This window comes from Clostridium sp. USBA 49 (genome assembly GCF_900167505.1).
GTDB lineage: Bacteria > Bacillota > Clostridia > Clostridiales > Clostridiaceae > Clostridium_AT > Clostridium_AT prolinivorans.
Genome location: NZ_FUYD01000004.1, coordinates 17,503 through 32,005 on the forward strand (window position 1 = coordinate 17,503; position 14,503 = coordinate 32,005).

The 14,503-nt window shown below is 26.5% G+C and carries 11 protein-coding genes; 1 reads left to right on the plus strand and 10 read right to left on the minus strand.

All coding sequences use genetic code 11. The annotated features are described in order from the left end of the window. Positions 1–34: 34 nt before the first annotated feature. Positions 35–2,038, minus strand: a complete 2,004-nt coding sequence (locus B5D11_RS05270; protein WP_078682006.1) for a triple tyrosine motif-containing protein — start codon at positions 2,036–2,038, stop codon at positions 35–37. Positions 2,039–2,496: 458 nt separating this feature from the next. Here B5D11_RS05270 and pulA point away from each other — a divergent pair, with 458 nt between their 5' ends. Beyond that, positions 2,497–4,623: a type I pullulanase gene (pulA, locus tag B5D11_RS05275; protein WP_127836529.1), complete on the plus strand. Its 2,127-nt coding sequence runs from the start codon at positions 2,497–2,499 to the stop codon at positions 4,621–4,623. Positions 4,624–4,748: 125 nt separating this feature from the next. On the opposite strand, the gene B5D11_RS05280 is transcribed toward pulA, so the two are convergent. From B5D11_RS05280 to B5D11_RS05320, 9 genes are all read right to left on the minus strand, one after another. After that, on the minus strand, positions 4,749–5,189 hold the full coding sequence (locus B5D11_RS05280) for a YaiI/YqxD family protein (protein WP_078682008.1): 441 nt from the start codon (positions 5,187–5,189) through the stop codon (positions 4,749–4,751). Positions 5,190–5,327: 138 nt separating this feature from the next. After that, positions 5,328–6,677: a glucose-6-phosphate isomerase gene (locus tag B5D11_RS05285; RefSeq protein ID WP_078682009.1), complete on the minus strand. Its 1,350-nt coding sequence runs from the start codon at positions 6,675–6,677 to the stop codon at positions 5,328–5,330. Between the two features lie 566 nt (positions 6,678–7,243). Beyond that, a complete protein-coding gene (speE, locus tag B5D11_RS05290; RefSeq protein ID WP_078682010.1) occupies positions 7,244–8,098 on the minus strand; it encodes a polyamine aminopropyltransferase in 855 nt (284 codons plus the stop codon). A gap of 14 nt (positions 8,099–8,112) precedes the next feature. Next, on the minus strand, positions 8,113–8,526 hold the full coding sequence (speD, locus tag B5D11_RS05295; protein WP_205693948.1) for an adenosylmethionine decarboxylase: 414 nt from the start codon (positions 8,524–8,526) through the stop codon (positions 8,113–8,115). Between the two features lie 492 nt (positions 8,527–9,018). Then, positions 9,019–9,879 (minus strand): PTS mannose transporter subunit IID, encoded by an 861-nt coding sequence (locus B5D11_RS05300; RefSeq protein ID WP_078682012.1) that lies wholly within the window; start codon positions 9,877–9,879, stop codon positions 9,019–9,021. Positions 9,880–9,894: 15 nt separating this feature from the next. After that, complete coding sequence (locus B5D11_RS05305; RefSeq protein ID WP_347476776.1) at positions 9,895–10,710, minus strand: PTS mannose/fructose/sorbose transporter subunit IIC; 816 nt, start codon at positions 10,708–10,710, stop codon at positions 9,895–9,897. Positions 10,711–10,852: 142 nt separating this feature from the next. Then, complete coding sequence (locus B5D11_RS05310; RefSeq protein WP_078682014.1) at positions 10,853–11,329, minus strand: mannose/fructose/sorbose PTS transporter subunit IIB; 477 nt, start codon at positions 11,327–11,329, stop codon at positions 10,853–10,855. 1 nt (position 11,330) lies between these two features. Further along, positions 11,331–11,750, minus strand: coding sequence for a mannose/fructose/sorbose PTS transporter subunit IIA (locus tag B5D11_RS05315; protein WP_078682015.1), 420 nt, complete (start codon positions 11,748–11,750; stop codon positions 11,331–11,333). A gap of 209 nt (positions 11,751–11,959) precedes the next feature. Beyond that, a complete protein-coding gene (locus tag B5D11_RS05320; protein ID WP_347476741.1) occupies positions 11,960–14,353 on the minus strand; it encodes a sigma 54-interacting transcriptional regulator in 2,394 nt (797 codons plus the stop codon). Positions 14,354–14,503: the final 150 nt, after the last annotated feature.

A 14,503-nucleotide genomic window follows, 5' to 3' on the forward strand; every position in this document is an offset into this window, starting at 1 on the left:
ATCTTTTCACCTCGACATTTATTAAATTTAATTTTTATTCTACTTGAAATTTAATTATATCGTAATCTTCATAATCACATTTTCTTAATCCGCTTTTACATAAAACCAAAAGTTTATATACACCATTATGAAATGGCATAAAACTATAATAATTTTTTTTGCTATAATTTTGAACTAATTTCCAATTTTTTTGCTCCATAATATAAAATTTATAAAGAACGTCTTGTCCACCATCGCAGCTCACATTAAAAGTTACAGTTTCATTTACTTTTAAAAATTTTTTATCACATGATATTTTTATATTACTTATAGGAGGAGCATCATAAACATTAATTTTTATTTCTCTCTTGCAATCAAACTCTTTATCACTTTTTTCGTTTTTAGCATAAATTTCTAAAGTATATATGCCGCTGCATTTAGGAATAAAAGAATAATTTTTATCTTTAACATAATCTGTTTCTTCTACTTTACGTCCATTTATATTTAAAACATATTTTACAAGAGTTTTTTGTGTGTATTGAGTTATAATTTCATAATCTATTATATCTCCTATTTGATAATTTTCCTTCTTTTTATGTAATATATAATCAATTGAAGCAGGCATATAATCAAAAGCTTCAATATAAACTATAGAGTGACTATCATAATTTCTTTTTGAATATTTATCTTTTACCCTTACTTCAAGCTCATAAACTCCTTTTTCTTCCGGTGTAAAATTAACCCAGTTACATGTACCAAAATTTATTTTCTCTATTTCTTTGCCTTCTTTTTTTACATTGAAACTGTATCTTGGCTCTATGCCTCCAGAAGCGATTACTTTAGCATTTATAGTCTCTCCTATTAATATTTTGTTATTTTTATCTAATACAACCTTACTTATAATAATAGGATCTAAGTTTTTTTCTTCAATTATAAAATTCATTACTGCTGATTTTTCATAATTACCATCAAAAGAAACATCTTTTACCCAAAGCTCAATTTTATATTTACCAGGCTTTTTAGTTTTCCATAAAAAATTACTATTTCTTATGTAACCTGAATCTTCTGGATGGTTGCCATCAATTTTAAATCTATATTGAAGCTCTTTGCCCCCAAAAACCACTGCCTTAAAATTTATACATGTTTCACAAACCTGAGGGGAGCTTAAATCACTGGTAAAACTTTGTATAACTATGTCTTTATAAGGTTTAACAGTATAATTTAAAGCTGCTATATCATCATAATCTCTTGGAGAATATATATCTTTTACAAGACATAAAAGCTTATAATCTCCTTTTTTAGTTTCAATAAAGCTTACTATATTTTTATTAGAATAATCTTGTATACATTCTTTGCTTCCATCTTCTGCAACTTTTATAAATTTATATAATATAGTTTTACCATCTTTACAAGATGTTTCTACTTCAAATACAAGCTCATTATCAACTATAATATCTTCTATTAAACATTTAAAATTAATAATTTCAACTTTTTTTGTTTCTTCAACTTGAAATAGTATATTTTCACATTCATCGAATTTATTCTTTGAATCTAATGTTTTACATTGTACTAAAATTTCATTTTGCCCTGGTTTATCAGCAATAAATGTTAAAGTATTTTCAGCACTATAATCTTTTATAAGCCTCCATATATCCTTTTCTTTTATGTAATATCTAAAAACCAGATCTAATTTTTTGGTTTCTATAGTTAATGTAACTTTATCTCCCTTTACTATTTCTTCCTTATCTAAATATATATTATTTATTATTTTTTCTTCTTCTTTGCCTATAATAAAATCTGCTTTTGAGACATAATCAAAAGACTTAACACTATCTAATGTTTTAGCTTGTACCATAATTGTATATCTTCCATCTTTATGAGGAGTCCAAATAACTTCTTCTTCAGGGCTAAAATCTCTTAATGTTTCCCATGCTCCATCGCATCCAATCATAAATTTATATAAAAGATTATCTTCTTTTTTTTCAGATATATATATTTTTATGTCCTTATTTTTTTCTTGCGGACTTTGTAAATTAAAAGCTATGCCTATCTCATTCATTGCAATATCTCCCTTGCTTATATGATATACCTCATTTTAAAAATAAACAAGCTCATAATTAATGGCTTTTTATATATATTATATATAAAGCTTCAAAGTTTAATATAGTACTATGATTAACTCGCAATAAGCTGTAAATTAATCCCCATATACAGTTTATATTGTTTCTAACCTTATATTTTATAGCAGTCAACATTTAATATTATTATTTTTCTAAACTATATTTATCTTATTCTTTGAATATATATAATACAAAACCAAAATTTTTAAATTATAAAAAGCCTATTTTAATATTGAACTTATTTATATATTATACTATAATTCCATAATTTGTTATAGTATTTTATATTAAGGTTTATATTATATTTACTATTTACTCCCCCCTTTAATTATATCGTTTAATAGGTTAAAATGTTTATATAATTTGAATTTTTTATTATATGAGGAGATATATGTTAATGTTTAATGTTTCGATTATTGATTTTAACAAAATTAAAGTCATATTTAAAGAAAAAGTATGTTTAGATAAAAATTGCTTAATTATAAAAAATGGAGAAAAATTTTTAAATATAAAGGAAATTATAGAAAAAGAAAACTATTTTTATGTATTATTAAATGAAGAAATAAACATAAAATATTATTGTTATGTTACTTATAATGATATAACAATTAGAGCTTTATATAAAGAAATATTTACTTCTCAAAGCTTTAATAAAAGATATTATACAGATATTCCATTAGGCTGTTTTTATAGTAAATCTGAAACTTTATTCAGAGTTTGGTCTCCAGCTGCTTCTTCTGTAGATTTACTTTTATATAAAAATGGTGATATAGAAATCGAGGAAGTACCTAGAAGATTTAAAATGACTGAGCAAGATGGTGTTTGGTCTTTAAACTTAAAAGAAGATTTGGAAGGATTATTTTATACATATGAAGTAAATGTATACGGAAATATAAATGAAGCCGTAGACCCTTATGCAAAGGCTGTTGGAATAAATGGGCTTAGAGGAGCTATTATTGATTTAAGTAAAACTAATCCCGAAGATTTTTTTAATGAGCCTTCTTTAAAACTTGATAATTTTACTGATGCAATAATATATGAAATTTCTGTAAGAGATATATCAATGCATCCTGATAGCAATATAAAAAATAAAGGAAAATTTTTAGGCCTTACAGAAGAAAACACAAAATCATCTAAAGGTTTATCTACTGGATTAAGTCATATATTAGAGCTTGGAGTAACTCATGTTCAGCTCATGCCTATATATGATTTCAGCTATATAAGTACTGATGAAAAAAATCCTATAAAATATAATTGGGGTTATGATCCTCAAAATTATAATGTGCCTGAAGGCAGCTATGCTACTAATCCTTATAATCCTACCTCTAGAATTTTAGAACTTAAAGCTTTAATTCATACTTTTCATAAACATGGAATAGGGGTAAATATGGATGTAGTTTATAATCATGTATTTGATTTGAAAACTGATAATTTAGAAAAAATTTTCCCAGGTTATTATTTTAGATTTTATGAAGATGGAACTCAATCAAATGGTAGTGGATGTTCCAATGATACAGCTTCTGAACGTCCTATGATGCGCCGTTTTATAATAGATTCTGTTTGCTATTTTGTAGATGAATATCATATAGATGGATTTAGATTTGATTTAATGGGTATTCATGATATTACAACAATGAATAAAGTGAGAGAAAGTTTAAATAGTTTTAATAAACCTATTATGCTTTATGGAGAAGGTTGGGTTTTAAATACTTTACTTCCAGAAGATATAAAAGCAAATCAGTTAAATGCAAATAAAATTCCTCATATAGGTCATTTTAATGATACTATAAGAAATGCAGTAAGAGGCAGTGTTTTTATAAAAGAAGAAAAAGGGTTTGCAAGTGGAAGAGAAAATATGGAAGATATAATAAAGTATTGTATTGTTGGATGTACAGATTATTTTAATAGAGGAAATTCCTTATTTCAAACTCCTGATCAATCCATAAATTATGTATCATCTCATGATAATAATACATTATGGGATAAAATAAATCTTTCTAACCCTGAAGATGATATAGAAACTTTAAAGTCAATACAAAAATTTTCAAATGCAATAGTTTTAACTTGTCAAGGTATAGCTTTTTTACATTCTGGAGCAGAATTCTGCAGAACAAAGTATAATGTAGAAGACAGTGTACGTTCAGATGACTATATAAATTGGATGGATTGGAATAGAAAATTTGAATTTAAAGATGTTTTTGAATACTATAAAGGTCTAATAAAACTAAGGAAAGAACATAGCGCTTTTAGAATGAATTCAAGAGAAGAAATACAAAATCATTTAGAATTTTTAGATACTCCTAAAAATTCCATAGCTTTTATTCTTAAAAATTATGCTAATGAAGACATTTGGAAAGATATTTTAGTTATTTATAACTCAAATAAATATAATATAATATTGCCTATTCCTAAAGGAGTTTGGAACATAGTTACTGATAAACATATTTCTGGTACTAATGTTATAAAAAAAGTTTCTGATAATGTATTAGTGGAAAGTATAAGTATAATGGTATTATATAGATAAAAATAAGCCTAAATATAAATGTTATAACTATTATTAACTTTATATTTAGGCTTTGTTTTATAATATATTTTATTTATATAACTATTTTTAGTAGAATCTAGGTCTAAAGCGGAATTTTCATTTTTTTAAATAATATTTAACTTTATAAGCTTTAATAAATTATTATAAAGTCTTTCATCATCTTCTTTGCTCCTTTTTTTAGGATTAACTGTTTTCCCGCCGCTTCTTCTTATCTTACTTGATATATGTCTTTCTAGCAAAAGGTTATCTATATTATCATTACTATATATATAACCTTTAGGGTTTATAGCAAAAGCTTTTTTAGAAAGTACTATAGCTGCTACTCCAAAATCTTGAGATACAACAATGTCATTTTCTTTTACTTCGTTTACTATAGCCATATCTACACTTTGAAATCCACTATCCATATATTTTATAGTACAATAATCACTATATAGTACGTGATTTAAATCACAATACATAATTATTTCAATATTATATTCTTTTCCCAATTTTTCAATTATACTTTTCCCAGGACAGGCATCAGCGTCAACTAAAATTCTCATACAAACCTCTTAATAATTTATATATTAAAATTAATGTTATTTAAATACAAATTTTCTTACAATAAAATACTCTAAAATACTCTTAATTTATATTATATTAAAAATAATGTGCCAGGCTTATACCTGACACATTATTTTTTATAATCTTTTCTCAAGCTCAGCTTTTAAATCTTCAAAGCCTGGTTTTCCAAGCAATGCAAACATATTTTTCTTGTATGCTTCAACTCCTGGTTGATCAAAAGGATTAACTCCCATTAAATATCCACTTATTCCACAAGCTTTTTCAAAGAAATATACCATATATCCGAAATTATATGGAGTTAATTCACTTACATTTAAAACAATATTTGGAACTCCACCATCATTATGTGCAAGTACTGTTCCTTCAAAAGCTTTTTTATTTACAAAGTCCATAGTTTTTCCTGCTAAGAAATTTAATCCATCTATATTTTCAGCACTTTCTTCAATAACAACTTCTTTTTTTGGTTTTTCAACATTTATAACAGTTTCAAAAATGTTTCTTAAACCTTGTTGAATATATTGTCCCATAGAATGTAAATCTGTTGAAAAATCTACTGCTGCAGGGAATATTCCTTTATTGTCCTTTCCTTCACTTTCACCAAAAAGCTGTTTCCACCATTCATTAAAATAATGAAGAGCTGGCTCATAATTTACTAATATTTCAGTAACTTTACCTTTTCTATATAAAGCATTTCTAGCTGCAGCATACTTATAGCAATCATTTGAATTTAAATCTACATTACTATAAGCTTCCCTTGCAGAAGCTGCGCCTTCCATCATTTCATCTATATTTATTCCTGCAACTGCAATTGGAAGAAGTCCAACAGCTGTAAGTACAGAATATCTTCCACCAACATTATCAGGAATAACAAAAGTTTCATAACCTTGAGCATCTGCTAAAGATTTAAGTGCACCTCTTGCTTTATCTGTTGTTGCAAATATTCTTTCTTTTGCACCTTCTTTTCCGTATTTCTTTTCAAGATAATCTTTAAAAATTCTAAAAGCAATAGCTGGTTCTGTAGTTGTACCTGACTTAGATATAACATTAACTGATATATCTAATCCTTCTATAGCTTCAAGTAAATCAGCCATATATGTAGAACTTATATTGTTTCCTACAAAAAATATTTGAGGAGTTTTTCTTTTTCCCTTTTGTAAAACATTATAGAAATTATGAGATAGCATTTCTATAGCAGCTCTTGCACCTAAGTATGAACCACCTATTCCAATAACTATAAGAACATCTGAATTATTTTTTATTTTTTCTGCTGCTTTCTTAATTCTTGCAAATTCTTCTTTATCATAGTTAACTGGAAGATCTATCCATCCTAAAAAGTCCTTACCTGCTCCAGTTCCATTATGAAGCATATTGTGTGCTTCTCTTACCATTGGTTCTAAATTAGTTATTTCACTTTCATTTAAAAATGGCTTTATTTTGCTTAAATCAAGGCTTAAAGGTTTCAACATAAAATTTCCTCCTGTTTTTATAATATTTTTATGTTTATATATTACAAAGCAAATCTGATATTTAAATAAAAAAATCCGCAAAATCCTAAAATGCTTATTAATATCGACTTGCCAAATAAACTTATAAAAATATAGTGATTAGATATTTTGACTACTATATGAAATTTTATCCTAATTAATTAAATAAATCAAGTTTCATATATTTATTTCTATTAATCTTAAGAGGCAATATTGACAAATATCTCCATACTTAAAAATTTTTTATTTGCAAAATTAATATAAAATCCTTATAAAATTTATATTAATATAAGGATTTTTATAATATTAATAGTTTTACTTTATAAAATTATATTTATACAACATAAAAAATATAATTTGTTTAAAAATTATTACAAAATTGTTATAAAAAAAATTGTTCCAAAATATAATTTGAAACAATCTTTTTATTAATATAGTCCTATTTAATTATATAAAAAACATAAAAGTTCAATATATTTTAAAATAGTGCAAAACAGTATTTTATTTATTATATTCTTTTTTCTTGCAGAAATTAAACTTTAATTAAATTAATATTCCTGTTCATTTAATTGTTCTATTACATAATTTGGTAAAGCAAATGCTCCAACATGAATTCTTTTATTGTAATATTTGGTTTTAAGTCCTAATTTTTCCCAATTTTCTCCGTTAAAATCTTTTATAGGATGAAGTTTCTTAGAAGCAAATCCAAAAATCCAATGTCCAGAAGGATAAGTAGGCATATGATATTGATAAGCCTCACATATTGGAAATATTTTTTTAAGCTTTGAGAAAGCTCTTTTCATTTCCCTTGCATCTTTTTGATAGTATGGACTTTCTCCTTGATTTACTAAAATTCCATTTTCCGTTAGAGCATTGGAGCAGTTTTTATAAAATTCTGTAGTAAATAATCCTTCCCCTGGCCCTATAGGATCCGTAGAATCAACTATTACTAAATCATATTCATTATTTTTTCCTTCAACAAATTTTATTCCATCTTGAAAATAAAGATTAACTCTTGGATCATCAAGTTTATTAGCAGTAAAAGGTAAAAATTCTTTTGCCACCTTTACAACAGTTTCATCTATTTCAACCATGTCTATTTTTTCAATAGAATTATATCTTGTAAGCTCTCTTACAGTTCCACCATCTCCAGCTCCAATTACTAAAACTTTTTTAATTTCAGGATTAGTTGCAAGAGCTACATGAGTTATCATTTCATGATATATAAATTCATCTTTTTCTGTAAGCATTGTCCATCCATCTATAACTAAAACTCTTCCAAATTCATATGTGTCAATAACATCTATTTGCTGAAAAGGACTTTTAGCAGAATAAAGATGTGATTTAACTTTCATTGAAAATTTAACATTAGGAGTTTGATTTTCAGTATACCATAATTCCATTTTTAATTCCTCCATTAATTCATTGGCTTATGAGTTACTTCAATATTATTATATTCACCATTAGCAAAATTTTTAATTTTTTCAACCATCCCTCTTGCCACTTCTGTTGATTCGCTTCTGGATGCTTTAAGTACATCTTCAAGATATTCAAATGCTATCCATGGATTTACACTTTCTCCACAAGTATATACATCTACAGAAGCATATCCATATTCAGGCCATGTATGGATTGTTAGATGTGATTCTTGTATTATTACAGCACCACTAACTCCCCAGGGATTAAATTTATGAAAACAACTTGTGACTATAGTAGCATTAGCTCTTCTAGCCGCCTCGTTCATATATTCTTCTATTAATTCATGGTTTTTTAATACTTCTTTATCGCAGTTATAATATTCTATTAGAATATGTCTGCCAAGTTGTTCAATTTTCATAATAAATCCCTCCTTCAAAATAAGCAAAAAAAATTATCTATATATAGATACTTTTAAAATTAATATACCAACTTTATATAATTTTTATAAAAATATTTTAAATTAGTTTAGCTATATTAAACTAAGGGTTTATTTTTATTAAATACATATAAAAATATATCACATTTTGAATTTTTGTCAATAGTTTTTTTGCTTCCATTAAAAGATTTGCCATTACTTAATATATAACGTTTAAAATTTTTATTTTATTAATATATAATACTCAACTTAACGCTTAATTTCAAAAACTACTTTTGTAAGTAGCTAAGTAGCATTAATATAAGTAGAATTAAAATTTTTTAAAAATAAAAATTAAATTTATTAACATTATATTCTTAGCTTTTATTATTACTATTATATTTTTAATATCTTTATTTAAATAAAAATAAGCGGCAAATAACTAAACAATAATATTAGATATTTACCGCTTGATATTTTATTTATATACTATTTTAATACCCCTGTTGCAAAACCAATAATTCCTACTGCAAATAATCCAAAAATAATCCAAATAGCATTTACTTTTTTCTTTAAAAGATTCATACATAAGAATGTTAATAATAATGGTACTAATCCAGGCATTAATTGATTTAGAATATCCTGAACTGTTGTTACTGCAACTTTACCATCCTGCATAGTTATTCTGGATATTTCTAAAGGTATGTTTACAGTAGTCCATTTTGAAACTAAAGCTCCCATTACAAATAATCCAAGTATAGAAGCTCCTTCTGTTAATTTTTGCAATCTATTTCCACTCATATCTTTAACAATATCTGTTCCTTTTTTATATCCGTAATTTACCCCAATCCATCTTATAGCTAAACGTATAGCATTAAATATTACAAAGAATAATATAGGCCCTGCAATACTTCCTGTTAAAGCTATTGAAGCTCCTAATGCTGCAACTACAGGTCTTAATGTTCCCCAAAATATTGGATCTCCAACTCCTGCTAAAGGTCCCATAAGCCCTATTTTAATACCATTTATAGCACCATCATCAATTGGAGCTCCATTTGCTCTTTCTTCTTCCATAGCTGCTGTAACTCCAAGTATTGGTGCAGTTACAAAAGGCTGAGTATTAAAAAATTCAAGATGTCTTTTCATTGCTGCTTTTCTTTCTTCACCTTTATATAATCTTTTTATTACAGGAACCATAGCAAAACAATATCCTAAAGCTTGCATTCTTTCAAAGTTCCAAGAAGCTTGATGAAAGTTAGAACGTATAAATACATTTCTTAAGTCTTTTTTAGTTAATTTTAATTTTTCATTTGGATTTTTAACCTCTGAATTTTTAATTTCTGCGCTCATTCTTACTCCTCCCTTTTAATCATCTAATTCATCATCTAAATCGTCATCTAAATCGTCAGTAGCTGCCTTACTATTAGTAGATACAGCAACCTTAGGCATATTGTATTTTGGATTTAATTGAATATATATTATAGCCATTACTGTTCCAAGAACTCCAAAAGCAACTAAATTAAAGTTTGTAAATGCAGCCACTACAAATCCTAAAAAGAAGAATGGCATTAAATATTTAGCTTCCATCATATTAATAACCATTGCATATCCAACAACAACTATAAATCCTCCAGCTACTTGAAGTCCACCAGTTATCCAAGATGGTATCGCATTTAAGAAAGATTGAACAGCTCCTGTTCCAACGAACATAGCTACAAGTAAAGATGGAATAGCTACACGTAAAGCTTGAATAAGAAGACCACTTAAATGCATTAAATCTATGCCTCTAAGATTTCCTTCTTTAGCATAAGTGTCAGCTCTATGCTGTAATCCTACTGATAAAGTTCTTGCAAATATTGTTAATACTTGTCCTGCAGCAGCTATTGGAATAGCAACAGCTATACCTGTACCTATTGCTTGTTTACCGCCTATAACTAATATTGTAGAAATAATACTAGCTAAAGCTGCATCAGGAGCCATAGCAGCACCTATATTCATCCATCCTAAAGCCATCATTTCTAGAGTACCGCCAATAATAATACCTGTTTTTAAATCACCTAAAATAAGTCCTATTAGTGTGCATGCAATTAATGGCCTATGTGTTTGAAATTCATCTAAAACACTGCCTGCACCACAAATACATGAAACTATAAAAATTAATATAATTTGTGTAACACTTATAGACATTTTATGTCCCCCTTTTGATTTTATTTTTTATTTATAAAATTTTATAAATAAACACTTTTAAAATAATATTTTATATGCAAGCAATTATTAAAATACTTGTTTTAACAATTGCTTATAAATTAATACAAGCTTAATACTATTGAATTTTTGACATTAAATCAACTTTAGCATCAGTTATAACTTTTCTTATTTCTAATTCTATACCTTTTTCATGAAGCTTTTTAAATGCCTCTATATCCTTTTCATCAACTGATACAGCACTAGTTATTTGCTTTTTACCTTCTTTAAATGCCATTCCACCTATATTTACACTTTTTATATCAATTCCGCCTTCAACCATTCTTAAAACATCAGTTGGATTTGTGAATAATAAAAGTGCTCTATCATTTTCATATTTAGGATTTTTGCATACTCTTATAGCTTTCTCTACATCTACAACACTTGCTTTAACTCCTGGAGGAGCTACTTGAACTAATAGTGTCTTTCTAATTTCATCTTTTGCAACATCATCATTGCATACAATTATTCTTTCACATCTAGTTTCTTTCGCCCAAACTGTTGCCACTTGGCCATGGATTAATCTGTCATCAATTCTTGCTAATACAATATTCATTTTATAATTCCTCCTCAACATATTGTGATAATGTTTCTTTTAAAGATTTTATTCCTTCAAGTGCTGCATTCTTTGCAGTACTTACTAATTCTTCTAAATTTGAAAAACTTCTAGCTCCAAATGTTTCTAAAAGCATTGGTATATTTACTCCGGTAACTATATCCATATTTGAATTTTTAGCTGCTATCATAGCTGCTGCATTATAAGGACTTCCCCCAAATAAATCAACCATAAATAAAACACCATCTTCAGTATTTAAACTTTCAAGTTTTTGATTATATTTTTCTAATAAATTATCAGTATTTTCACCTGGTTCAAAAGTTACTGCATCTATGTTTTCCTGACTGCCAAATATCATTTCAGCAGATTTTATAAGTTCAGGTGCAGATTTTCCATGGGTTGCTACTATAATTGCTACCATTTTTTCTCCCTCCAATTATGTAATTGTTATTTAGTACACTATTTTATATAGCAAAACACGTGCCAAAATTGTGTATTAAAAAACCTAAGGTATAATAATCCTTGTAAACCAATACCTTAGGTCTATTATTTGTTTATTATTTATTTTTTATTAATACACTATAAAAAAATATTAATACACATTATAATGCTTCTTTATTCTTTAATACATTACTCCAGCATTTCTGCGATATAAAATAACTCATCTTCACTTAATTTCAAATTTAAAGAGCTATTAAATACTTCATTTGCAGTTTCAAGACACTTTAATACATATGAATTAATTTTACTTTTATCCTGATTATATATTAATCCATCTTTAATAACCATTCTTTCTAAGGCACATCCTGCATGTATAGCAATCCTAATGCGCATAGCATTATCAAAATCTTTTTTTAAATTTTCTTCTAATACACTTAGAAATTTCATTAATACACTAATAATTTTACTTGGATTTAAAAAAGTTAAAAATTGTTTTAAACTATCTTCACATAGCTCTTTTACAACTGTATTAGTATGTTTGGGTTTTAATTTAATATTTTTATTTTCTATTATATTTGCTATTATTTCTTCACCATTTCCTCCAATTAAAGATTCTAGTGAAATAAATGGCGCATCAATTTTAGGATTCATAATACCGATTGAAGCAATTATATTATACTTATTTTTAATAATATCTATTTTTTTATTTAATTCTTTTACTCCTACAGGAATTATTTTAATTTCTTCATTAGTTAAATTAACAATTACATTTTCAACCAATTCTTTTAATTTTTCTGCCGTTCCTATTCCAGTAGAACAAATAGTAATTATAGCTTTTTCTTTATCTTTATATTTTTCATTTTCTACTACTAAATTTCCATATCCCTTAAAATCCTTAAGTGAATTGTAAAGTGTATCTAAATCCATACCAAATAAGTTAGATTTTCTAACAGCTTCAAGTACTACTGGAGTAGAAACCATATCAATAGTTTTTACTTTAATACCAGTTTTTTCTGTAATTATAGTATCAAAATTAGCCAAAGATCCCATATCTACTAATAATAAAATTCCCTTGCCTGTATTTAATTCTTTGACTCTTTCAATTAATTGATCTAATATTTTTTTAGGGCTAACTTCAAGAGGCATATCAACAGCCTCAACTATACCTTCTCCTAAAAGTCTTTTAGCTACATTTACCATACTGCTGGCAGTGCTTGTCCCATGCGCTGCAACTATTATAGCTACACGATCTGAATTTTGATTTTCATCAATTGTATTTAATAATAAAGTTAAATACACTAACTCTTCTTCTGGCATCAAAATATTATATCTTTCTTCAATAAGTCTTTTAATTTCTAATGATATATTAAATTCTTCAGGATTATCCTTAACTATATCTTCAATATTTGCATAATGAACAGGAGTTTTTGATTCAACTCTTTTTATAAAAGAACTTAAATGAAGTCCTAATGCATATAAAAATCTTTCGCTTAACTTTTTATTAAACTTCTTTTCTATAAAACTTTTTACCTCTTCAGAAAATTTAAGAATATCCTCACTTATTATCTCTAATATTTTATCCCTTCCTGATGAAGTATTTTTAAATTTATCATAAAAACATTTTATATGAATATTTATATCCGTAGTAATAAAATTTTTTATATACTCTTCATCTACTCCCTCTTCTTTTAATAATGCAGCCTTATCTTCTATTATTTTATAAAGATTAAAAGGAGGTTCATAATCATCATCTTTTATTAAATTTTTACATCCAGTAGGTAAAATTGTTAAATGAGATTTAACAAATTCAGATATCTCCTCTATTTCTTCTCTTTTAGAACTTAAATTAAATAAGCCGCTCTTTATTTCAGGTGGCAGAGATTTAAAATCTATATTTATAAACTCTTTATTTTCTATACTATTTAAAAATCCCTTAGCACATACAAGCTGAATATTAGATTTTAATTGTCCTATATTACCATAAGAAGCACTCCCTATAAGAGCTTTAACAGCATCAGCTTCAATTTTAATACTTTTATTTACTCTATGAGCTTCATTAGAAAGTAAAAATTTAACTATATCTAATCTATCTTTAATAGGACGTTCTTCAAAACTTGGTATGTTTATTATAATTGGTATTCTTCTTAAAAAAGTTTTTAATAAAGAAGAGCCTGGTTCTTCAGTAGTTGCTCCTATAATAAGTACATTTGCTTTTCTTTTTCTTTCAGATTCCCCCAATTTATTATAAGTACCAGTATCCATAAAATAAAATATCATTTCTTGGCCTTCTGGAGGCAGCCTATGAATTTCATCTAAAAACAATATCCCATTATTAGCTTTTTCAACTATGCCCTCTTTATCACTATCAGCTCCTGTAAAAGCACCTTTTATATGTCCAAAAATATGAGATATAAGAAGCTGAGGATTATTATAATAATCAGCGCAATTAAATACAATAAAAGGAGCATCTTCTTTCAATCTTTTTGTAAATTTAGCGTAATTATACATCATATTTGCAAAAAGTGTCTTACCAACACCAGTTTGTCCAACAATCAAAGTATGAAGTCCATTAGGAGGATACAATATAGCTGCCTTAGCTTGTTCAATTTGATTTTTTAATCCTGAATCTGCTCCAATAAGTGAGCTAAAAGGTGATGAATCAATATCTTCTGATTTTTCTTCTTTTATTAATTCATTAATATCTTCTAATTCATTAAAGCTTTTATCTAATTT